Here is a 21,885-nt window from a genome sequence, read left to right on the forward strand (position 1 = left end):
ATAACGTTGCCCATCGGGCATGGCGAAAAGATCGTGTTCTCAAGAACGTCGTCGAACTCGGACTTGCTGAGCTTCTTACCGCCATCCTTGTATATGGATGTGGTGCCGGTGAGGAAATTCGGCTCCAACGGCGCCAGCGCCGCGGCCATGTTGACGCGAGAAGCCTTGATCTCGCCAGTAAAGGACCAGACGTATTGCCGTTCGGCAACAGGACGCGGCGGGAGTCCGGTTCGCGTGCCGTTCGCGTATCCCTCCGGCACGGTCCAGATGCCTTCGTGTCTTGCGAGAGTTGTTGCGAAATTCCGGATGACCGCATCGAAATGGCGGTACAGTGCATAGCCGCCCGAGAACCACTCGTCGCTGGTATGGAATAGCACCAGGCGACGGCATCGCGCCCGGCACTCGCGAAAGTAATCCTCGTATGCGGGCAGCGGCAGCCAATTGCTGCTGACGACATGAATGCAATCATCATCGAAGCACGTCAAATCAAGATCGGTGCATTCTTCTTCGATCAGATCGCCAAGGACCATCCGCAGCCAGTCGACCTCCAACAGATTGTCGGCGTGCCAGACGAGTTTCACGGGGATGGCGCTCCGAAATCAGCGGACCTAGGCATTCAGAGGACGGGTGTAAAGCGACAAGCCGTTCTGCGGCTGATGGCGATAGCCGAGCGAGGTCATTTGTCGATTGAGCTCGTCGACGTCGTATAAGTCCGACGTGGTTTCGACGATGATCCGGCGAATCTTGCGCGCGTCCACCTCTGCAAGGCCCATCAGGATATCGAATTCCGCTCCCTCGCAATCGAGCTTCAGCAGATCCACCTCGCCGCGAAGTCCACCAAGGATCGTCGGCAGATCGATAACCTCCACGTCGACATGATCGGTGTTCAGCGCTTCGCCAGCATAGAAGCTGTGACCGCCCATGTTGCGTCTGTGGATGAAGAGTTTGGCACGTCCTGGGCGCGCACCGACCGCTTTCTGGAGCGGAAGGACCCCTTCAAGCCCGTTGACGGCGATTGTGTTCTGAAGCTGCGCGAAGTTCGGCGGAAATGGTTCAAAGCACGCGATCTTTGCCGATGGATAGAGTTGTTTGATCCTCAGCGCGAACAGGCCGCTATTGGCGCCGACGTCGAGGATGACCGGCGCGGCCAGATCAAAGTTCAGGTCGTAACAGCGATCGATGAAAATCTCCTTGTAGATGTAAAGGGTCATGAAATCTTGCACTGGAATGACGTGACCATCCGTCAGCGCAAGATATTTCATCTCGGGCGAAAGGCCGGGAACGAGCTTGTTCAGCGCGGTCAGATAAAAGGCGGGGGCCGACCGCAAAACGGCTGAATGCTTGCGATATTCGGCAAGTTGCGCAAATTGGGCCAGCGTCCACTTCAGCCGCCAAGGAACCATCCGCACGGAGTCCTCCCTCAAGTAGGTCCATCAAAATAAAGGGCGAATTGCCCCGATTTGCCGCCTGTCGTGGCGTCCACCCGCGCGATTGTGCGTTGCGGCACGTACCGAACGCGCCGCGACCTCCATTGTTCCTAGATCATGAATCCAGAGTAACTCTTCTCGTGTCGCCCAAGTTGCGAGCGGCTCAAGAATGGTGCTCTTCTTGCGCGTGCCAAGGCGATACATTCACTCTTCGCTCGATCGGAACCCGCCCATGAGCTATCGCATCCTCGTCTTCTACGGATCTTATCGTTCCGACCGAATGGGCATCAGGCTTGCGGATTTTCTTGTCAGCCGGTTGCGTGAACGCGGCGCGGAGGTCGAGCTGATCGATGCGAAAGCCGTCGATCTGCCGATGCTCGATCGGATGTATAAGGAATATCCGCGGGGACAGGCGCCCGATGCACTCGAACGTCTCGCCGGTCAAATTCGCGATGCCGATGGCTTTGTCTTTGTCACCGGCGAGTACAATTGGGGAATTCAGCCGGGCCTGAAGAACCTAACCGACCATTTCCTCGAAGAGTGGTTCTGGCGTCCGGCCGCAATCGCGAGCTATTCCGCCGGGCGATTTTCCGGCGCACGCGCCGCGACCGCCTGGCACGGCATCCTCTCGGAGATGGGCATGGTCGTGATCTCCAGCACCATTGCGGTCGGCCAGATCTCGGGCGCGCTCACGGCCGAAGGTGCGCCTGTCGGCCCGGGAGGCAAGGCGCTGACGGATGCATACCCGCGGTTCGTGGACGACCTGCTGTGGTGGATCGAGGCTGCAAAGGCCCAGCGACAACGAAAGCCCCCGCCGTACTGACGCTCTTTCGAGCTACTCGGTACAATTGGATTGATGTCGGTGCAATGTTCCGATAATGATCGGAGCAACTAGGCCCTCATCCCCGGTACAATCATGTCGAAATCCGAATATTTACGACTGGCGGATGCGATTGCCGGAGAAATTTCCGACGGTACGCTCAAGCCGGGCGACCGCCTGCCTCCCCAACGCAACTTCGCCTATGAGCGCAAGATCGCGGTTTCGACAGCGAGCCGCGTCTACGCTGAGTTATTGCGGCGCGGACTGGTCGTGGGCGAAGTCGGAAGGGGCACCTTTATCTCCGGCGATGCCAGACGGGGTGTTGCGGCACCGAACGAGCCGCGCGGCGTCCGGATCGACTTCGAGTTCAACTACCCGATTCTCCCCGATCAGACCGGAGCGCTGGTCGCAAAAAGCCTGGATGGCCTCGAGAAGCCTTCCGCGCTTGATGCCGCCCTGCGGCAGGCAACCAGCGTCGGGACGCCGGCGGTTCGAAACGCCGCAGCCGCGTATTTGTCTCAAGGCTCCTGGTCTCCCGGCCCTGACCAACTGGTGTTCACCGGTAACGGGCGGCAGAGCATTGCGGCCGCCCTCGCCGCGGTCGTACCCACCGGCGGCCGCTGTGGCGTGGAGGCTTTGACTTATCCTTTCATCAAGGGCATTGCCGCGCGGCTCGGCATCTCGCTCGTGCCGCTGGCGATGGACGAAGGCGGCGTGCGGCCCGACTCGGTACAAAAAGCGCACCGCGAGGCGCAACTCTCGGCCATCTACGTTCAGCCGGCGATGCACAATCCGCTCGGCATGACGATGAGCCCGGCGCGCCGGGCCGATCTGTTGCGCGTCGTCGAAAAACTCAACCTCCCGGTCATCGAGGATAACGTCTATGGCTTCCTCGACGACGAGCCGCCGCTCGCGACGCTCGCGCCGGATCGCTGTATTGTCGTTGACAGTCTTTCCAAGAAAGTCGCACCGGGCCTGACGTTGGGCTTCATCGTGACGCCAGACCGATTGCGCGAAAGCATGATGGCGTCGGTGCGTTCGGGCGGATGGACCGCCTCGGGATATGCATTCGCGGCCGCGCAGCGGATGATGAGCGACGGCACCGTTGCCGAGCTTACAAGATTAAAGCGGATCGATGCGTGCGCACGTCAGAAGCTTGCGATCGAACGCCTCGCGGGTTTCGAAATCCAGACCAACGAAAAATGCTATCATCTCTGGTTGACGTTGCCGGCGCACTGGCGCTCGCAGACCTTTGTCGCAGTCGCAGCCAGGCGCGACATTGCGTTGACGCCCTCGACCACCTTTGCCGCCTCTCCTGGCCATGCACCGAACGCCGTAAGGCTGGCGCTGGCAGCGCCTTCGATGGCTCAACTGGATGCCGGGCTTCGCACTATCGTGGCGATGCTCAACGCCAGCGAGCATGATTTTGATACGACGGAATGACCGGGGACGCAGGGGGCACTTGCTTCAGAACGTCGCTTTCAGACCGGCGTAGAAAGCCCGAGGCCGCGCCGGCGCGAGTGAGCGCGGATCGGTGAAGTTCGCGCTTGGGACGGCGTTGGTATCGAAGAAGGTCGCGTAGGTCGCATAGCGATTGTCGAAGAGGTTATCGATTCGACCGAATAGCTGGTAGTTCTTGTCTAGCTGGTAAGAGGCGTGCGCGCTGAACACAGCATAAGAAGGCAGTTGCGGCGCCTGGTTCGATTCGTCACCGAAGAAGTACTGGCTGCTCACGAATAGTGCGTCGCCGCCGATCTTGAAGTCGTCGGTGACCGAATAGTCGAAACTTGCCTTGATCCGATGGCGCGGAATCGTCGGAACGATGTTGCCTGGCGAGACCTGAATGTCGCCGTTGCTATCGGCGAACGGGCTGTTCGATTGGAGCCGCAGCGAGTCGAGAAAGCGCGCGTCGATAAAAGCATAGCTGGCGCGAGCCTGCCACTTGGCCGATTTCAGGCTGGCTTCCGCCTCGACGCCCTGCCGGCGCGTATCGCCGACGTTTTGGAAAAAGCCGAAGCCCTGCAAGACCGGACTGGGAATTGCAAGAATGTCGTCGGTGTTGGTGGCGCGAAAGCCGCCGACCTTCCAGTCGAGCGTTGCGAAACTGAAATCGTGGGTGCCGCGGAAGCCCGCCTCAAAGGTACGAGACACAACCTGTTTCAGCGGCGGGTCGGAGACCAGAAATGTTGCGATGATGCAGGGCTGATTGGGATTGGCGCAGCCGAGTTCGAGCGGCGTCGGGGCACGGTTGGCCTCCGAGTAGCCGGCATAGGCGGTCAGCCCCGACGTGATCTTGTAGGTCGCCCCGATGATCGGATTGAAGCGCTGGTAGACTTCATTGCCGTTGAGAGCCGTGCCGATCTGGTCCTGCAAGGAAATGCGCGCATCGTTGAAGCGTCCTCCGGCGGTGACCGAGAAGGCTTTGGTGACATCGAAGGTATCGAGCGCGTAGAGCCCGGTATATTGGTTGGTCGTTCGTAGCGAGACCGGTCCGTCCGAGACCGGAACGCCGGACTGGCCGAGAAAGATGCCGCCGCCGCTGACGACCAGATCGTTCCCGATCGTTCCAAGCTCCGCGGTAGCGCCAAAATGCGTGACGCTGGCATCGAAGCTGGTGCCGACGACAAAGCGGTTTTCGTGACCGAATAGCTGGTCGGTGTTTGTGGCCTGCAGCGAGAAACCGCCGGTATTGGTGTTGGTGGTGGTCCGGTCGATCTCTCCAAGTGTCGCACCGGCCGGGAACGGATTGGCAAGCTGTTGCCCGTTGAGTCCGTTGGCAGGCGTGCTGCCATTGCCAAAACAGAGTAGCGTCTGGTTAGGAGGATCGCAGGCCTGCGTTCCCGTCGGATTGCCGTCGACTGTATGCTGATTGAAAGCGCGATAATGGCCGATCGCGTCGATGGTCCATGTGGGCGTGACCTCGAACTTTCCGGTCAGGTTCAGGTAGCCGACCTGGTTTTGCGTAGTTTGCGGCGAGGTATAGATCGCGCCCCAATATTGCTGCAGGAGTTCGATAGGGGTCGTCGCATTGGCGCCGAAATTGTTCTGGGCCGCGCCGACGTTGAGGTGGATTTCGTTGCCGTCATATCGGTAACCGACGTCGCCGTAGAACCGACGCACATCCGACGTCCCGAAACGGCGATATCCGTCGTCGTGCACGCCCTCCAGCGCGCCATAGACCGCCCAATTGCCGTATTGCTGGCCCCACTGCGCCGCGCCCTGGATGCGGCCGAACGAGCCGCCCATGATATCGACCTCCGTGCCGTGATAGTTGAAGCCGTTTTTCATCTGGATCGCGACAGCGCCGCCGAGCGCGTTCAGCCCATAGGTCGGATTGTTGGTCACGACCGCGATCGACTTGATCGCCAAGGTTGGAATCAGGTCCCAATTGACCGTGTCTCCGAAGGCTTCGTTGATGCGGACGCCATTTTGATAGACGGCCAATCCTTGCGGCGTTCCGGAGACAGGGGACGCGACGAAGCCGCGAAATTCGATGTTCGACTGAAATTCGTTTCCAGCGACATTGCTGATATTGACGCCAGCCACGCTCTGCTGGAGCGCGTCCATCACGTTGAGCGAATTGGTCCGCTCGATTTCCGGTGTATTTACGAAGTTAATGCTGGACGGAACCTTGTCGGCGTCGAGCGCAGTCCCCGGCGTGCTCGCCGGTGTCGTTGGAAAGACACGAACCCGCGTGATAGCCGTTGAATGGCCGCCCGTCCCTGAACGCGCTCCGCTCGAGATGGTGGGGGCGGTCGACGCGGCGGGTCGGCGCCGCGGCACAGGCTTGTTTGGATGCTCTGGCGGATTGATTTCGACGGGCGGCAGTTCCGTGGTGTAGCTGCCGCTGTCCTGCGCGGCGAGGACGCTTTCCGCCACCACGGCCGCCGACAGCGAAGCAAGAACCAATACCCGAGCGCGCATCCAGCCCCCAACCCGTCCCAGCCTTTCCGCACCGGTTCGGATTCGCAATACTAATGTCGAGGCTATAGCGCGCCAGCCGCAAAAGGTCCCGAGGCGTTCGGGAATATTCCCGACGCGGTTTTACAACGCTTGCGTCGGAACCATCGCCTCGATCGTGACACCGCCCTCACCCGAAGCCACCGTCAAGGTACCCCCCAGGGCCAGGATACGCTCCCGCATGCCGGTCAGACCCAGACCGAACTTCTGGTCGGCCTTCAGTCCACGGCCGTTGTCACGCACGCGAACCAGCGCGTAGTCCCGAACGCCGTGCGGTCCCATGGGGCGTTCCGCGGGCTCGATACTGACGTTGACGGCCGTAGCGCGGGCATGACGGAATACATTGGTCAACGCTTCCTGCACCACGCGATAGATCGTCAGTTCCGCCGTTTCGCCGGTTTCGCCCAGCGCGGGCGAGATGGTTGTCTCGATCGCAATCTGCGGATTGGAGTCGTTCCAGAGGCGCTGCAGCGCGCCTAAGGCTTCCCGCAGCCCCAGCTCGGCGAGACCGACCGGCCGCAGCCGCTCCAGAATCCGCCGCGTGAATTGCTGCAATTCGTGCACTTGTTCCAAAATGGCGCTGCCATGTTTCCGCACGCCATCGGGGTCTGGCGTCGGCTCCTTCGCGAGGCGCATCAGCGCGCCAGCGTGCACCCGCAGGGCAAACAAATATGGACCAAATTCATCGTGCAATTCCCGAGCAATCTCCTCGCGCTCCAGATCCTGCAGCGATACGGCGCGCTCGGCCAGCTGACGCTTCTCCTCGACCGCCGTGCCCAGTGTCGCTGCCAGGTGATTGAGCCTGGTGCAAATCGCTGCAAATTCGGGCGCGCCGCTCGGCTCGATCTGCACGTCGTAGGAACCGGCTTCGATCTTCTTCATGGCTCGCGCAAGCGCATCCAGCGGCGCCAGCGCCCTGCCGATGACGATCATCGTGATGACAAAAAGCGCCAATGCGACCGCGGACCCAACTTCGATCTGGGTCACGATCCCGTCCCAAATCTCCGCGATCTCGTCGTTTGGAATAGAGGTAATAACGAGCGCGCTGGCTTTGCCGCGGACCGAAATCGGGACACTGACGGACGTACGCTCGGGATGGATCAGCGCGGCAAACCACGCCGGCACCCCGCGCGCTTCGTCGCCGTCGGCGCTGTCGTCGGCGAAGGCTCCAGCCGTCTCCTCCGTCTGCTGCGTAATGCTGACGTGGCGCAGCCGCTTGAGATCGCCGACGATCTGGGTCAAGCGGACTTCCGGGTCAGCCGTTTCGTTCAATCCCGCGACAATGGTTTCGACAAATTCGCGCGCCAGCCGCGTCACGCTTTGGTCTTCGGCCTGGACGCGAGGACCGGCCTCGAATACCAGGCGAGCAACATTTGCGGCCAGTCCCAACGTCAGCACCAGCGCCAGAAGCACATTGATGCGGGAACGCAACGATAATCTCTGCCACATGACGACCCTCATTGCGCCGATTCCAACTCCTCATCAGCAGCGTTGACAGGCCGGGGAGGCCTCTGTCTAATCGAAGCCTATCGTATTGTTGCCGAAGTTGCATGGTTGATTGAATTTTCGCCATCATACGATGCGGTGCAACAACAAGGCGGACCGCGCGAGGCGAGATGCATGCGGATTCTGATCGCTGATGATCACCCGATCGTTGCTTCCGGCTGCCGCACCGTGCTCGCCGATGAGCCCGAGATCGACCTCCTTGAGGCATCCGATGCGGAAAGCGCTGAGCAGCTCTTCCTTGCCCAACAGCCCGACATCGTTCTGATCGACATCAATCTGCCGACGGTGTCGGGATTTGAATTGGCGCGCCGTGTACTGGCGAAGGACCCTCAAGCCCGGATCATCATGTTCAGCATGAACGACGATCCGGTCTATGTGGCGCGTGCGATCGAGGTCGGCGCCAAAGGCTTTGTTTCCAAGACCGGCGATCCCCAGGATCTGGTCGAGGCGATCCGCGAGGTGGGAAAGGGCGGCACGTATCTTCCATCCGCCTTGGCGCGAAGCGTGGCCTTTGCCGGCCCGACCGTGGCCCGGAATCCGCTATCCAGGCTTAATGCGCGCGAGATGGAAATTCTGAGGCTGCTCAGCACAGGCAAGAGCCTGTCCGAGATCGCCTGGCTGGTCCACTCGCCCTACAAGACCGTCGCGAACACTTCGGCGATCATCCGCCAGAAGCTTGGCCTGCGGACGTCGGCTGAGTTGGTGCGCTTTGCCATCGAAAGTGGCGTGAGCTAAGAACAGAACTATTCGATGGTGGAGGCGCAAGATGGCGCTGCAGACGATTTCGCTTAACCGATCTTATGGCGGCACTCAGGGCGTGTACAAGCACGCGAGCGATCAGACCACGACCGACATGACCTTCTCGGTTTATGTGCCCGAGCATCGCGTGGGCGCGAAGCTCGCCGTGGTCTGGTACCTGTCGGGATTGACCTGCACTCACGCCAACGTCACCGAGAAAGGCGAATTTCGCAGCGCATGCGCCCAACACGGGCTCGTCTTCGTTGCGCCCGATACAAGTCCGCGCGGCCAGGGTGTGCCCGGCGATCCCGCCAATTCCTACGATTTCGGACTTGGAGCAGGGTTCTATGTCGATGCCACGGAAGCACCCTTTTCCGTCAATTACCGGATGTGGAGCTATGTGACCGAAGAATTACCCAAGATCGTCGCCGAACATTTTCCGATCGATACCGGCCGCCAATCGATCATGGGACATTCAATGGGCGGACACGGCGCGCTGACCGTCGCGTTGCGTCATCCCGGCCGTTACCGCGCGGCCAGTGCTTTCGCGCCGATCGTCGCTCCCTCTCAGGTTCCCTGGGGCATCAAGGCGCTCGGCGGATACCTCGGTGAGGACAAAAGCAAGTGGCGCAAGCACGATGCGGTCGCCTTGATCGAGGATGGCGCCAAATTCCGCGAGTTCCTGGTCGACTATGGCGATGCCGACCAGTTCCTGACCCAGCAGCTTCGTCCCGAATTGCTTAAGACGGCATGTGAGAAGGCGGGTATCCCCCTCACCTTGCGCCGGCAGAGCGGCTACGATCACAGCTACTATTTCATCTCGACCTTCATGGCCGATCACCTGCGCTGGCACGCGCAGCGGCTGGGGGCCTGACGGCTGCTGCTGGCCTCTGCGGCGCGCCATAGTTGGGAGCAAGCAGTCGTTTCCAGATGAGATGGCGCTGGCGCGCGTCCGGACTCGTCGGTGTTACCGCGCATCTCGGCACTTGCTGCGGCGACGCGGCGCCGTAGATATCAGCATGAAAACAGCACGCTTCGCATCATCGTGACCTGGATCGTCTGTGCCGATCCGATAACAAAAGTAGGCTTGCAAGCCAGGACAATCTGGTCTTGGTTCGAGACAAGAATTCTCCCGTTCGAGGAGAACCGCAAGGGAGACGCCATGATCCGCGCATGGATTGGCGCAATCGGCCTGAGCCTCATGGCAACGCAAGCATTGGCGGCCGATCCGCTCGAGATCGGGGTCGGTTACCTGCGCCATGCCGGCGTCAAACCGACCTTGTCGTTGGTCGCGCAGCCTGCCGCGAATGACGGGGTTGCCGGCGCGCTTCTGGCGATTGAGGACAACAACACCACCGGCAAGTTCCTCAACCAGCATTTTACCCTGACCGAGGTCCGCCTCAAGGAAGGTGAAGATGTCGCGGCCGCCGCTAGCCAACTGGCTGAACACGACGGCTATATCGTGCTGGATCTGCCGGCCGATGAGGTTTTGAAAGTCGCAGACGCACTGCGCGCGCGCGGCACGGTATTGTTCGACGCGGGCTCGATCGACGATCGTTTGCGCGAGCAGGATTGCCGCGCCAACGTGGTCCATGTCGGCCCCAGCCGTTCAATGCTCGCGGACGCGCTGGCGCAATATCTCGTCTGGAAGCAGTGGAAGCGCTGGCTGCTGGTAGTCGGTTCGCACGAGAACGACAAGCTTTACGCGGACGCGCTGCGCCGCTCGGCGTCCCGCTTCGGCGCCAAGATCGTGCAGGAGCGAACCTTCGAGGACACTGGCGGTGCCCGTCGCACCGATAGCGGCGTCACGCTGATCCAGCGCCAGATGCCGGTATTCACCCAACAGGCCCCAGCGTATGACGTGCTGGTCGCGGCCGACGAAAGCGAAGTTTTTGCGGCTTATTTGCCGTACCGAACCTGGGACCCTCGTCCGGTCGCCGGCTCTGCAGGGCTTGTCCCGACCAGTTGGGATGCCGCGCACGACCAATGGGGCGCCATCCAGATCCAGAACCGCTTCCTGAAGCTCAATTCGCGGCATATGACCGCGCTCGATATGCAAGCCTGGACGGCCACCCGCATGATCGGCGAAGCCGTCTCGCGCACAGACTCCGGTGATCCGAAAGTCGTCTTCCAATTTATCAAAGGCAAAGACTTTTCCGTTGCCGCCTTCAAGGGGCAGCGTTTGACCTTGCGGGACTGGAATTTGCAACTTCGCCAGCCGATCCTGCTCGCCGACGGCCGTATGGTCGTGTCAGTATCGCCGCAGGAAGGCTTCCTGCATCAGGTGTCAGAGCTCGACACGCTCGGTGTCGATCGTCCCGAAACCAAATGCAAGCTGCAATGACGGAGAGCGCATCGATGTGGCGTCGTTGGGTGTTGTGCTTATCGCTCGCCTGTCTGGCTCCGGCGAACCCTGCACGCGCCTACACCGCCTTCGTCTCCAACGAAAAGGGCAATACGGTTTCCGTCATCGACACAGACAAGTGGGCCGTTAAGGCGACCATCAAGGTCGGCCAGCGGCCGAGAGGTATCGAATTCACCCGCGACGGCAAGTTCGTGATGGTCGCCGTCGGCGACGACGACACGATCCAGATGATCGATGCTAAGACCATGCAGGTCGTGGACACCCTGCCCTCTGGCCCTGATCCCGAACTGTTCACCCAGGATGCGGCCGGCAAAGTACTTTATGTCGCGAATGAAAACGACAACACCGTCACCGTCATCGACCTTCAGAAGCGAACCCGGCTCGGCGACATTCAGGTCGGGGTCGAGCCGGAAGGCATGACGGTCAGTCCGGATGGCAAGATCCTGATCAACACGTCCGAGACGACCAATATGGCGCATTTCATCGACACCACGACGCGCCAGGTGGTCGCCAATGTGCTCGTCGACTCGCGTCCGCGTTTTGCCGAGTTCAAGCACGACGGATCCGAGCTGTGGGTTTCGTCGGAAATCGGTGGCACGGTTTCGATCATCGATCCCGTCAAGCACGTGGTCACCGGCAAGGTCACCTTCAACATTCCGGGCTTGCGGAGCGAAGCTATTCAGGCGGTGGGAATAGGTATCACCAAAGACGACAAGACGGCGTTCGTGGCGCTCGGCCCCGCCAATCGGATCGCCGTGGTCGATGCAAGCACCCATGCGGTGATCAAATATCTTCTGGTCGGCCAGCGCGTCTGGCATATGGCCTTCACGCCGGACGAGAAATATCTCCTCGTCACCAACGGCGTCTCCAACGATGTTTCGGTGATCGATGTCGCCGCGCAAAAAGTTATCAAGACCATCCAGGTCGGCGAGTTGCCATGGGGCGTGACGATATCGCCATGACAGCCACCAACATATACAGCGAGACTCGGCCATTGAACGATTCGGCCCAGCCTGAAGCCGCGGCGACGCCGGCGCTCTCGATCTCAGGCGTCAGCCACTCCTACGGCACCAGGCGTGCGTTGGCCGACGTCAGCTTCGACGTGCCGCCTGCGAGTTTCACCGCCTTGCTCGGGCTCAACGGCGCTGGAAAAAGCACGCTGTTTTCTCTCATCACACGGCTGTTCGGAATCCAAGCGGGGCACATCGGCATCTTCGGTCGCGACATCGGACAGGCCCCAGGTGAGGCCTTGCGGCTGATGGGCGTTGTGTTCCAACCGCGCACGCTGGATCTTGATCTCTCGGTGGCGCAAAACCTGCTCTATCACGCCGCCCTGCATGGCATTGGACGGCGCGATGCCCGCGCAAGAAGTGACGAAGTGCTGGCGCGGATTGGACTGGCCGATCGTGCCGGCAGCAAGGTCCGCGACCTCTCGGGCGGGCAGATGCGCCGGCTTGAAATCGCGCGTGCCTTGTTGCATCGGCCACGGCTGCTCTTGCTGGATGAGGCAACCGTTGGTCTCGACGTCAAGGCGCGCGCCGATATCCTCGGCCATGTGCGTCAGCTGGTGGCCGCGCAAGGCATCAGTGTCTTGTGGGCCACTCACCTGTTTGACGAAATCATCTCGGACGACAATCTGGTCGTCCTGCATCAGGGCCGGGTCCTTGCCTGCGGTGCGGCCGCGGAGGTTCTGGCGCGAGCTGGCGCGCATGACATCAACTCGGCTTTCATGCGCCTGACCGGCCTTCAGTCGGGGAGCCTCGCACCATGAGCTCTGCCACTTTCGATCGATCCCGTCGCGGCTTTTCTCTCGCCGAATACGCCACTTGCCTCAACGGCATCGTCTGGCGTGAGGCGCTGCGCTTCCTGCATCAACGCGAGAGATTCATTTCGGCGCTGGTCCGGCCGCTGGTCTGGCTGTTCATCTTTGCCGCCGGATTCCGGCAGGTGCTGGGCATCTCGATCATCCCGCCCTACGAGACCTACATCCTCTATGAGGTCTATATTGCGCCGGGTCTGATGGCGATGATCCAGCTCTTCAACGGCATGCAATCCTCGTTGTCGATGGTCTACGACCGCGAAATGGGCAACATGCGCACTTTGCTGGTGAGCCCATTACCGCGCGGTTATCTGCTGTTTTGCAAATTGCTCGCAGGCACTGCGGTTTCGCTGCTCCAGGTTTATGCGTTCCTGTTGATCGCCTGGTTCTGGGACATCACGCCGCTCCCACTTGGCTATCTCACCGTGTTGCCAGCCTTGATCCTCTCCGGTTTGATGCTCGGTTCGCTCGGCATGCTAATTTCTTCGGGAATCAAACAGCTCGAGAATTTCGCAGGCGTTATGAACTTCGTGATCTTTCCGATGTTCTTTGCTTCGTCCGCGCTGTATCCGCTCTGGCGGGTTCAGGAAGGCAGTCCGATGCTCTACTATGTCTGCCAGTTCAACCCCTTCACCCATGCCGTTGAATTGATCCGTTTTGCCCTTTACGGGCAGATGAACTGGATATCGCTGGCGGTCGTCGGCGGATGCACCATAGTCTTCATGGTCGGCGCCATTTTCGCCTATGATCCGTCGCGCGGGCTGGCCCGGCGGGGCCCCGCGGGAGGAGAGACATGATTTCGCGGATTGGGCTCGTGCTGCTTTTATTTGCCGCCTCGACACGATTTAGCGCGGCCGCCGATCCGCGCTATCCCGACTGGCCATGCGCACAGGCGAAGGTTCCTGAAATCTCGCTCGCCGCGGTTTGGGCGGGGCCGTCGCTCGACGACGCCGAGCAGAACTGGAAGAACGATCCCAAAGTCAGCGCACTGGTGGAAAAGACAGCCGCGCGAAAACTCGCCATTGAGGACGCGCAAAAGGCCATAACAGAGTTCCTGGCGACGCCCGGAACGGACAAGGTGGCGGCGGGAAAACTGATCTTTGCCGGTCTGTTCGAACGGCTCAATGCCGAACGCGCGTCGGTTATGAGCGGGCTTGAGCGGGTCACGCGCAAGCAGCGCGAGGCAGCAGAGAAGGTCCGTGCCGACACGATCGCGTTGCAGGCGCTTCAGGATGCTACGCCGCGCGATCAAGCCAAGGTCGATGAGCTCGGCAACACGCTGGTATGGGAGACGCGGATATTCGAGGACCGGCGGCGGGTGGTTAAATTCGTCTGCGAAGTGCCTACCGCGATCGACCAGCGGCTGTTTGCGCTTGGCCGCACCATTCAACAGGAAATCGAATAGCTCTCAAGCTGGCTCATTTGGTGCTTTGCTCCGTCGGCCTCGGCTCCGGCTGGGCCTCTGATGTTGGCAGGTTGGCCTGCTCCCAGCCATCCGTTCCATCAGGGTACCAGGCAACGTTGCCGTAGCCCAACGAGAGCGCGCGCTTCGCCGCGTTCCACGACATCCAACAATCGGACTGGCAATACACGACAAGCAGTGTGGCGCGGTCATCATGCGTGGCGCGGCGCAATCCTTGCCGCAGATAGTCTTCAGTTGCAGGCGCCAACTCGCCGTAACCCGTGTCCGGCAGCCAGATGCTGCCAGGAATATTGAAGCGCGGCTTATCGCGCCAAACAGTGCCTGCAGGAAGGTTTGGCGGCCGTGGTGGCCGCGGCAGGACGTCAACGAACACGGCTGTCTTGGCCCGCCAGATCGCTTCAGCCTCTTTGGTGGATAGCACACGGGCGCCCGCAAGCCTATCCGGAACAGGCGCGCGGTAGTTTTCGGTGCGATAGCCGCTGGGCTCCGGTACAAATTCGTCTGCGCGCGCCGCCCCGGCCAAGATCATGACCGCAAGGCTTGCGCGCGCGATGATGCCCGTCATGGCGACTTGGTAGCCGTCTCCGCTGATATCGGCTGATTGTTCTCGTCCAGCAGCGGGACGCCGTACTCGAACAGGATCTTGTTGATCTCGCCCTGATTCTCCTGGATTAGGCGGTTAAGCAGCCGTTTCCAGTTCTGGTCGGCGCGCCGCACGCCCATGCCGATCCGGTAGATGAGTTGAGGGCCGGTCTTCTCTTCGACCAGCGGCGTCACGTGAAGCGGCGGACTGGACTTCTTGGCATAGAATCCAGCCATTGGTCCCCAGAGAATGGCGGCATCGATCTCGCCCTTGTTCAGATCGTTGATCATGGCCTCGGCCGATGAATCGACGCGGGTGTCGATCATCAGCGGATAAGGCTTTGCATTCGGCATGAGGCCGTTGACGGCCATGTCGGTGGCCGGAGGCGTGCCGGCGACAATCCCGATATGCTTGCCCTTGAGGCGCGCATCGTTCAGCGCGGTGATGTCATCGAGGCCGGAGCCCTGTTTGGCAATCAGCGCATAGGCCGTCCGGTAATAGGGGTTGGTTCCCTGGACGAGGTCGTCGCCCTGCGGGAAGCCCATGATGACATCGCAACGATGCGCGCCCAGCGTCATGCGCACGAAGCCCGTTGCCTGGGGGAAATACATATAGTCGATTTTCTTCTGCAGCTTTGCCGCGAACAATTCGGCGAGCTTGTTCTCGAATCCCTCGCCTTTCTCGTTCGAAAACGGAAGATTGCGCGGATCGGCACAAACCCTCAGCACCTTGGGGTCGACAAGCTCGATCGAGAGATCAAGACCACCTTCATTGTCCGATTGCGCGCGCACCCAATGTGAGCCGGCCACCATTGTGGCAAGCGCCAGAAACGGAATGAACAGGTAAGGTTTGAGCGGGGCATGTATCATCGATTGCTGTCCTCAGCTTGCGCCACTCTCCCATCAAAATGCTATGCTCCTCAATCGGGGCGCGCAACAGGATATTCCGCAAGGAGAATTTCCAGCGCCTGTTGCGGCGCAAACGGAACCATGTGCATCGCCGTCAGAACAAAACTCGTGCTTTTCACCGTGGCGCTGCTTGCGGCGTTAGGCACTTGCTTGCCCGCAGGCGCCCAACCGGCGGCATTAGAGGTAAGTGAGATTGCGCCCGGCGTATTCGTTCACGTCGGGCTCATCGCGCTGATGACGCGGGAGAATGAGGGAGCGATTGCCAATGTCGGATTCGTCATCGGCAATGACGCGGTCGCGGTCATCGACACCGGCGGCAGCGTTCGCGAGGGCCGGCAACTCCTCGCCGCCATCCGATCGCGAACCGACAAGCCCATCCGCTATGTGATCAACACCCACGGCCATCCCGACCATGTGTTCGGCAATGTCGCGTTTTCCGAACAGGGCGCTGTTTTCGTCGGGCACAAGAACCTTCCGGAGGCCCTGCGCTCGCGCGGCCCATTCTATCTGGAAGCCTTCCGCAAGATCATGGGCGACGATCTGATCGGCGAAGTCCGGATCATTCCACCGACGCTCCTGGTTGATGGGACCCTCGAACTCGATCTCGGAAGCCGCAGGCTCAGGCTACAAGCCTGGCCACCCGCTCACAGCGACAACGACCTCACGGTGCTCGACGAGACATCGATGATCTTGTTTGCCGGCGATCTCGTCTTTCTCGATCATATCCCCGTTGTGGACGGCAGCATCCGCGGCTGGTTACGCTTGATGGACGACCTGGGTGACGTGCGGGCGCTGCGCGTAGTACCCGGTCACGGTCCCGTGAGCGCGTGGCCGGAAGCTCTGGTCGATGAGCGCCGCTACCTCGAAAGGCTTGCGACCGACATCAAGGCAATGGTGGCAAAGGGAACCACAATCAAAACGGCCGCGGATCAGGCGGCCACCTCGGAACGGCCGCGTTGGCAGCTGTTTGACGACTACAACGCCCGCAACGCAACTGCAGCATTTTCCGAGATTGAGTGGGAGTAGCGCGCGGAGTAGACTGCGAGCAGATCGCTGCTGCTTCGGACCCGATAAGGAGCGCGCCATGTCCCATCTTCGCTTGCTCTGCGCCTTGACGTTCTGCGGTCTCGCTTTGGGAGTGCACGACGTCGCGCCGATCATGGCTGCCGAACCGGCCGACCCCTGGCCGGGCCTGGTCCAGGACATTTTCAACAACCGCGCAATGAACGACGGCGCCGACGTGCTTGCGATCGAGATGCCGTACCGCGCGGAAGACGCCGCGATCGTGCCGGTAACCCTGCGGTCAAAACTCGCGCCCGACGATACCAGGCGCGTCAAAACCATCACTTTGGTGATCGATCAAAATCCGGCGCCGATGGCGGCGAAATTCGAACTCGGATCCGATGCGAAGGTGTCGGAAATCTCAACGCGTGTTCGCGTGAACAACTACACCAACGTACATGCGGTGGCCGAACTCAGCGACGGTCAGCTCTATATGGTCAAGACCTTTGTCAAAGCGTCGGGCGGCTGTTCGGCGCCGGCAGCCAAGAACCTAGAAGCCGGAAATCATCTCGGCCAGATGAAATATCGCCAGTTCGTGCGCGACGATCAAGGTCCCGCTAGCGGGCCGCGTGAAGCCCAGATTATGATCGGCCATCCCAACAACTCCGGACTGCAGATGGATCAAATCACGCATCTGTACATTCCGGCCTTCTTCATCGATCAGTTGCACATCTGGCAGGACAACAGCCCTGTGCTGTCGATGGAAGGCGGCATTTCCATCTCGGAAGATCCCAATATCCGCTTCACCTATGTCTCGAACGGAGCGAAGACGTTCCGCGCGGAAGCCAAGGATACTTCAGGTCATGTCTTCGCGAAGGAATGGAAAGTCGATAATTCCGGCAGCTGATCCCCGCCTCAGCCGCCGCCCCTATCCTAGAAGCATCTGACTTCGGCCTCGGCCTGAGCGCGCCTCAGATCGTCGAGCGCGCCCTTGGCTTGCTCCGACGAGCGAAACTGGGTGCCAAGATTGCCGCGGACCTGCGACATGCTGAGCACTGTTTCCGCGGTCACGTAACGGTCGTAAGGCAACAGCGAGGCAATGATGTCGATCGAGCAGGAACATTGTTCGATCGATTGCCGGGTTTCCCCGTTGGCCTTCATGCAGCCGAATACATATTCGGAACGCGCCGATGTCGGATAGTCGTTGGCCTCATCGGCACGGGCGATTGCAGCTGTCGCCGCAAAGCCTGCGAATGCAGCGACAAGCAGTATGCTCCTGACCGACGCCATGACAGTTCTCCCAAAGACAAAAGCTATGCTATCGCTGACGAACTGAAAAGCCGACATCTGCAGGAAGCGTCAAGAGACGTCGGCAAGAAGCTGATATGTTGGAGGTCAAATGCGCCACGCGCTGATTGCGATTTGCTTATGCTCAATGGTGCTGCCCTATCAGGCGATGGCCCAGAGCAAAGGCAAAGGCATCCGTTTCTGGAACCTGACGACAGCGACCATTTCGGGCCTCCAGCTATCGCCCGCTGGCAGGAATGAATGGGGTCCGAACCAGACCTTGAATGACAAGGACAAGGAAGTCGACCACGACGAGCGTCTTCGCATCACCGGGGTCGAACCCGGACGCTACGATGCCAAGGTTAGCTACCCCGATAACAGACAATGCGTCGTCCGCGATATCGAAATCAGGGCCGACGCCGTGTTCTCGTTCGCCGACAAGGATCTGAAAGACTGCAGCAAATAGCGGTGACAAGCTCAGCCGGCGGGAATCTCGCCCCGATCGGCCTTCTCGCGGCTGTGCGGATATTCGCAGCGCCATTTCACGGCGGTCCATTTCGGATGCTCCCCGATCCATTGCGCAATGTATGGCGGCGCACGCATTGAGCATTGTTGCAACGAGAAATCCGACGAAAATGACAGGTGACGTTCCTCGCACATGTTCGGCGAGAGAACGGCACAGACCGTGATGATCAGTTCGATCGTATTCATTGCCGTATTCCTCCGGCGCCGTTCGTGTATCGAAAGTTACGAACTGCTCCAGTACGAAGTTTCAACCGAATGCGAGCGGCCGGCCCCTAGAAGTTCACGCCAAATATCAGGCGCGCCTGCTGGCGCTCGAAATTCACGAGATCCAGCGTATTGCCCGATCCGGCAGGACGCCCCCACGCCTGAAAACTCCAGCTTGCCGTTAAACGCGCGCGCTCCGAAAGTTTGAAATAAGCGGTCGGACCGACAAAGAACGCTTGCCCTGAAAGTTCCTCCAGGCCGATCCCGTCATATTTGCGGAAGTAGCGCGCCTCGCCGCCGAGCAAAATGTCTGGACGCACTTGCGCCATGAAACCAAATGCGACCGCCAGTGCGGACTCCCGATCCTGGATGAGCGCGCTGGCCAACTGCGTCCATTCCGGCTGGTAGCTTAGGTTGACTGTAGCGACCGCGAGCCCCGGGATCACATCGCGCTCGAACGCAAGCGTCAGTTCGGTTCCATACTTGCGCGCCTGCGATCCCGACAGGTCGTCGAAGCGGTTTCCGTGGCTCTCAAGGGCGAGCGTCGCGCCGAACGGCGCGCTCTCCCGATCGAGCAGGCGGTAACGCAAATCCAGTGCGGCTCCCTGCCATCCCGAGTCGGTGCGGTTCGCCAAACCAGGAACGGCCGTCATGTCGAATGCCGCAAAGGTCGTCCCGATCTCGACCCGGAAGTTCTTGAAAGGCACAAACTCCATCTCAAGCTGCTGATCCAGCGCGCTGTAGTTGCCGGCCTGCTTGGAAAACCGTCCGGTGGCGGTGGTCTGGAACTCCCGTTCACCGGCATTGCCAACGTCAGATCCGATCATAAAGCCGTAGATATGTTCGGTATCGATTCCTTCCTCGGCGGAGCCGCAAGCGGGTTGCAGCAATAACCACAGCGTTGCCGCCCAGTGTATTCCTGCCGAAATGCTGGTTCGCCTGGCGAAATTCATCGATCCGAATCTGACGGGGCAGACGGAGGACAGCTTAACACGAGCGGCGAACCAGAGATCGCTGCAGGTTGCAAAACCTACGGGATCGAATTTCGTTTGCCGGTGTCTGGTGCGCGTCTGAGTGTCGAATGGATCGGGAGGGTCGCAACGCCTGCCACGGCTCTCGACAGGTGACTGTCGGAGCCGGGCAGAACGCCGTGCAACTACTTGCGCGCTGCGCAAGCGTACATGTTGATCTCCATGCCAACCGGCACTTCAACGATCTTCGGAGTTTTCCAAGACATTTGGCTCTCCTAGGTGGTGATGCGAACACTCGCACCGATGCGAACCTAAAACCGACGGACGTTCGGCGCAAGTGTCGGCGGCGTGATCGGCTACTTCAACAAACGTAGCAGTGCGCGACCGGCAGGTGTCCGCAATTCCTTGGCATCCAATGTTCCATCGTTATCGCGATTGGCAGCGTTGAAGCGCTTCTCCACGACGGCAAGGTATTCATCCAGCGACAACGTGCCATCATGGTCGGGATCGGCGGCTGCGAGTTCGCCTGCGCTCAAGCGGCCGGCCAGTTCGCGCTTGCTAAGCGTGCCGTCATGATCCGGGTCGAGCCGGGCAAATAGTTCCGCAGCAGCCTTTTTGGCCTCTCCGAGGTCAATCGTGCCATCGGAATCGAGGTCGAACATTTTGATCGGTCCGGACGCTGCATTTGCCAGGCCGGGCCATGCAGTCGCAGCCAGGAAGACCGCAGGAAGAAGAAGGGCTGAACGGCGTGATGTCATTGCTAATCTCCGACGTAAGGCTCTTTCGGCAATTGCCTGAAAGGATCACAGGTTTTCAGGTTTCGGGTGGTCGTGGCCATCTCGTATCCGTAAGAAATGGCAAACTTATTATGGAGACATCCATGAGATTGTTACTGCGAGTTTCGGTCTATGCCTTGATGCCGATCGCATTGGAGCCGTGCGCGTTGGCCGAGGATGTAACGAGCACCTCCGCAAGCATGTCGGCGAAGCTGGCGCCCAAGCCGGGGCTGACCGGGAAGGAGCGGCTCGGTCCAAAATGGACCGATGAGCAACGAATCGACAACTGCCATGTTCCGCCCGACAAGCGCGGCAGCAAACATCGCCCGGATAACTGCCCGAGCACACCCTCAAGCTAACTGGATACGATCAGCTCGGGTCCGGCGCGACGACTGCAGCCTGCCCCTTGTGAATGGCTGATGGTGAAACGCCAAAGCACTTCCGGAACACGCGACTGAAGTGCGATGAGCTCGAAAATCCCCAGGAGAAGGCGACGTCGGTGATCGTCTTTCCTCCATAAGACTCAAGCTCCTGGCGGCAATGCTGCAACCGCGCCCGCCAGATGTAATCACTGACGGTGATCCCTCTCTCACTGAACAGCATGTGCAGATAGCGCTTGGTGCAGCCGAGTGATGCAGAGATCTGGTCGATGCACAGGTCCGGGTCGCGCAGATGCTCGCGGATGAAGGCTTGCGCCCGCACATACATCGCTTCGGGGCCGGAGCGGTCAAAGGCCGTGTCGGCCTCGCGCAAAGGCAGCAGCAACAAATCGATCAGCGATTCGGCGACGCTCGCAGCGCTGTTCGCCGAGAGCTTGGCAGCCTCGCCAAACGCTGCATGGACAAAATCGTGGGCGATGCGGCCCGTACCGGTCAGTGCAGACAACTTGCACGCCGACATCTTGTCGAAATTGAACCCGCGTTCTCGCAGCAGCTCCTTCGGTACGATGACGACCTCATGGCGCGTCAAAGCCGGACTGATGATCGTGTGCGGAGAAGAAACGTCATAAGCGAGGCAATCGCCCGGCCTGATCTGAATTTGGCAGCCGTTCTGCTCGAAATACGAAATCCCATAGGTCTGGAACAGGATCTTTACGTAGGGATGTTCGCTGGTATGGCTCGGCGATTTGGCGTGCGCGATCCGATGCTGGCTTGCTTCGATTTGGCACAGTTTCAATTTCGAAACTGTGGTGAAGTTAATTCGTGCTTCCAACGTCGAGGCTTCGAGCGGATCGACAGCAAATTGCCCGCAAAGATCGGTCAGTGCATCTGACCAATACTGGATCTGCCGCTTCGGCCCCAATCCCGCGGTACTCAGCGAATGGACTGTGTCAGTCATTTCCTGTCACCGGTTGATGACCGATCGCGATCTCTCGCAAACAATCACGGATAGGCAATTTCCAAGGCCAAGTTGAGGCAGCCAATTCGGAATCGCCGGACGTTCCTCTCAGTATTGTTGGCTGATCCTCCGTCTAAGTTTTGACGACGTCAAGATAAACCTCTCGCGAGCCGCCAAGGCCGGCATCCTGACGCCCGGCACATCTTCCGGTCCGGACCTCGCTATCCCAACGC

The 21,885-nt window shown here is 60.1% G+C and carries 24 protein-coding genes and 1 pseudogene; 13 read left to right on the plus strand and 12 right to left on the minus strand.

Annotation, left to right across the window (positions count from 1 at the left end):
• Positions 1 to 581: pseudogene (locus VFL62_RS24145) on the minus strand (hypothetical protein); the annotation flags it as partial.
• 27 nt (positions 582 to 608) lie between these two features.
• Positions 609 to 1,403 (minus strand): FkbM family methyltransferase, encoded by a 795-nt coding sequence (locus VFL62_RS24150; RefSeq protein WP_325174946.1) that lies wholly within the window; start codon positions 1,401 to 1,403, stop codon positions 609 to 611.
• 256 nt (positions 1,404 to 1,659) lie between these two features.
• Here VFL62_RS24150 and VFL62_RS24155 point away from each other — a divergent pair, with 256 nt between their 5' ends.
• Entirely contained in the window at positions 1,660 to 2,250 is a 591-nt protein-coding gene (locus VFL62_RS24155; RefSeq protein ID WP_325174908.1) for an NAD(P)H-dependent oxidoreductase, read from the plus strand.
• A gap of 93 nt (positions 2,251 to 2,343) precedes the next feature.
• On the plus strand, positions 2,344 to 3,690 hold the full coding sequence (locus tag VFL62_RS24160; RefSeq protein ID WP_325174909.1) for a PLP-dependent aminotransferase family protein: 1,347 nt from the start codon (positions 2,344 to 2,346) through the stop codon (positions 3,688 to 3,690).
• 24 nt (positions 3,691 to 3,714) lie between these two features.
• Here the strand turns inward: VFL62_RS24160 and VFL62_RS24165 are convergent, their stop codons facing one another.
• Positions 3,715 to 6,171, minus strand: a complete 2,457-nt coding sequence (locus VFL62_RS24165) for a TonB-dependent receptor (protein ID WP_325174910.1) — start codon at positions 6,169 to 6,171, stop codon at positions 3,715 to 3,717.
• Between the two features lie 120 nt (positions 6,172 to 6,291).
• Complete coding sequence (locus VFL62_RS24170; RefSeq protein WP_325174911.1) at positions 6,292 to 7,656, minus strand: sensor histidine kinase; 1,365 nt, start codon at positions 7,654 to 7,656, stop codon at positions 6,292 to 6,294.
• Positions 7,657 to 7,827: 171 nt separating this feature from the next.
• Between VFL62_RS24170 and VFL62_RS24175 the strand changes: the two genes are divergently transcribed.
• From VFL62_RS24175 to VFL62_RS24205, 7 genes are all read left to right on the plus strand, one after another.
• Positions 7,828 to 8,448, plus strand: coding sequence for a response regulator transcription factor (locus VFL62_RS24175; RefSeq protein WP_325174912.1), 621 nt, complete (start codon positions 7,828 to 7,830; stop codon positions 8,446 to 8,448).
• Between the two features lie 31 nt (positions 8,449 to 8,479).
• Positions 8,480 to 9,325 (plus strand): S-formylglutathione hydrolase, encoded by an 846-nt coding sequence (gene fghA / locus VFL62_RS24180; RefSeq protein ID WP_325174913.1) that lies wholly within the window; start codon positions 8,480 to 8,482, stop codon positions 9,323 to 9,325.
• Between the two features lie 288 nt (positions 9,326 to 9,613).
• The gene (locus VFL62_RS24185; RefSeq protein WP_325174914.1) at positions 9,614 to 10,795 is read left to right on the plus strand and encodes an ABC transporter substrate-binding protein; all 1,182 of its coding nucleotides are present in this window, start codon (positions 9,614 to 9,616) and stop codon (positions 10,793 to 10,795) included.
• A gap of 14 nt (positions 10,796 to 10,809) precedes the next feature.
• Positions 10,810 to 11,778, plus strand: coding sequence for a YVTN family beta-propeller repeat protein (locus tag VFL62_RS24190; RefSeq protein ID WP_325174915.1), 969 nt, complete (start codon positions 10,810 to 10,812; stop codon positions 11,776 to 11,778).
• A gap of 32 nt (positions 11,779 to 11,810) precedes the next feature.
• The gene (locus VFL62_RS24195) at positions 11,811 to 12,587 is read left to right on the plus strand and encodes an ABC transporter ATP-binding protein (protein ID WP_414644833.1); all 777 of its coding nucleotides are present in this window, start codon (positions 11,811 to 11,813) and stop codon (positions 12,585 to 12,587) included.
• Positions 12,584 to 13,432, plus strand: coding sequence for an ABC transporter permease (locus VFL62_RS24200; protein WP_325174917.1), 849 nt, complete (start codon positions 12,584 to 12,586; stop codon positions 13,430 to 13,432). The genes VFL62_RS24195 and VFL62_RS24200 overlap by 4 nt, the downstream gene beginning before the upstream one ends.
• Positions 13,429 to 14,040, plus strand: a complete 612-nt coding sequence (locus tag VFL62_RS24205) for a hypothetical protein (protein ID WP_325174918.1) — start codon at positions 13,429 to 13,431, stop codon at positions 14,038 to 14,040. Before VFL62_RS24200 ends, VFL62_RS24205 begins: the two co-directional genes overlap by 4 nt.
• 13 nt (positions 14,041 to 14,053) lie before the next feature.
• On the opposite strand, the gene VFL62_RS24210 is transcribed toward VFL62_RS24205, so the two are convergent.
• Together VFL62_RS24210 and VFL62_RS24215 are read right to left on the minus strand one after the other, a co-directional pair.
• Entirely contained in the window at positions 14,054 to 14,623 is a 570-nt protein-coding gene (locus VFL62_RS24210) for a PQQ-dependent catabolism-associated CXXCW motif protein (protein WP_325174919.1), read from the minus strand.
• A complete protein-coding gene (locus VFL62_RS24215) occupies positions 14,620 to 15,453 on the minus strand; it encodes a substrate-binding domain-containing protein (RefSeq protein ID WP_325174947.1) in 834 nt (277 codons plus the stop codon). The genes VFL62_RS24210 and VFL62_RS24215 overlap by 4 nt, the downstream gene beginning before the upstream one ends.
• 177 nt (positions 15,454 to 15,630) lie before the next feature.
• Here VFL62_RS24215 and VFL62_RS24220 point away from each other — a divergent pair, with 177 nt between their 5' ends.
• Both VFL62_RS24220 and VFL62_RS24225 read left to right on the plus strand, forming a co-directional pair.
• Positions 15,631 to 16,575 carry a quinoprotein relay system zinc metallohydrolase 2 gene (locus tag VFL62_RS24220; protein WP_414644834.1) on the plus strand — a complete coding sequence of 315 codons (945 nt, stop codon included), beginning with the start codon at positions 15,631 to 15,633 and terminating at the stop codon, positions 16,573 to 16,575.
• Positions 16,576 to 16,633: 58 nt separating this feature from the next.
• Entirely contained in the window at positions 16,634 to 17,458 is an 825-nt protein-coding gene (locus VFL62_RS24225; RefSeq protein WP_325174921.1) for a quinoprotein dehydrogenase-associated SoxYZ-like carrier, read from the plus strand.
• 26 nt (positions 17,459 to 17,484) lie between these two features.
• Here VFL62_RS24225 and VFL62_RS24230 read toward each other — a convergent pair whose 3' ends face one another.
• Positions 17,485 to 17,841 (minus strand): hypothetical protein, encoded by a 357-nt coding sequence (locus tag VFL62_RS24230; protein WP_325174922.1) that lies wholly within the window; start codon positions 17,839 to 17,841, stop codon positions 17,485 to 17,487.
• A gap of 109 nt (positions 17,842 to 17,950) precedes the next feature.
• Here VFL62_RS24230 and VFL62_RS24235 point away from each other — a divergent pair, with 109 nt between their 5' ends.
• Positions 17,951 to 18,304 (plus strand): hypothetical protein, encoded by a 354-nt coding sequence (locus VFL62_RS24235; protein WP_325174923.1) that lies wholly within the window; start codon positions 17,951 to 17,953, stop codon positions 18,302 to 18,304.
• A gap of 11 nt (positions 18,305 to 18,315) precedes the next feature.
• Here the strand turns inward: VFL62_RS24235 and VFL62_RS24240 are convergent, their stop codons facing one another.
• The 4 genes from VFL62_RS24240 to VFL62_RS24255 all read right to left on the minus strand — a co-directional run bounded on the left by VFL62_RS24240 (position 18,316) and on the right by VFL62_RS24255 (position 20,200).
• Complete coding sequence (locus tag VFL62_RS24240; protein ID WP_325174924.1) at positions 18,316 to 18,549, minus strand: hypothetical protein; 234 nt, start codon at positions 18,547 to 18,549, stop codon at positions 18,316 to 18,318.
• Between the two features lie 86 nt (positions 18,550 to 18,635).
• Complete coding sequence (locus tag VFL62_RS24245) at positions 18,636 to 19,520, minus strand: hypothetical protein (RefSeq protein WP_325174925.1); 885 nt, start codon at positions 19,518 to 19,520, stop codon at positions 18,636 to 18,638.
• Between the two features lie 203 nt (positions 19,521 to 19,723).
• Complete coding sequence (gene pqqA, locus VFL62_RS24250; RefSeq protein ID WP_072824652.1) at positions 19,724 to 19,804, minus strand: pyrroloquinoline quinone precursor peptide PqqA; 81 nt, start codon at positions 19,802 to 19,804, stop codon at positions 19,724 to 19,726.
• Between the two features lie 90 nt (positions 19,805 to 19,894).
• Complete coding sequence (locus tag VFL62_RS24255) at positions 19,895 to 20,200, minus strand: EF-hand domain-containing protein (RefSeq protein ID WP_325174926.1); 306 nt, start codon at positions 20,198 to 20,200, stop codon at positions 19,895 to 19,897.
• A gap of 38 nt (positions 20,201 to 20,238) precedes the next feature.
• Between VFL62_RS24255 and VFL62_RS24260 the strand changes: the two genes are divergently transcribed.
• Complete coding sequence (locus VFL62_RS24260) at positions 20,239 to 20,673, plus strand: hypothetical protein (RefSeq protein WP_325174927.1); 435 nt, start codon at positions 20,239 to 20,241, stop codon at positions 20,671 to 20,673.
• Positions 20,674 to 20,683: 10 nt separating this feature from the next.
• Here VFL62_RS24260 and VFL62_RS24265 read toward each other — a convergent pair whose 3' ends face one another.
• The gene (locus VFL62_RS24265; RefSeq protein WP_325174928.1) at positions 20,684 to 21,652 is read right to left on the minus strand and encodes a helix-turn-helix domain-containing protein; all 969 of its coding nucleotides are present in this window, start codon (positions 21,650 to 21,652) and stop codon (positions 20,684 to 20,686) included.
• Positions 21,653 to 21,885 lie beyond the last annotated feature (233 nt).

The organism is Bradyrhizobium sp. (assembly GCF_035701725.1).
Lineage (GTDB): Bacteria > Pseudomonadota > Alphaproteobacteria > Rhizobiales > Xanthobacteraceae > Bradyrhizobium.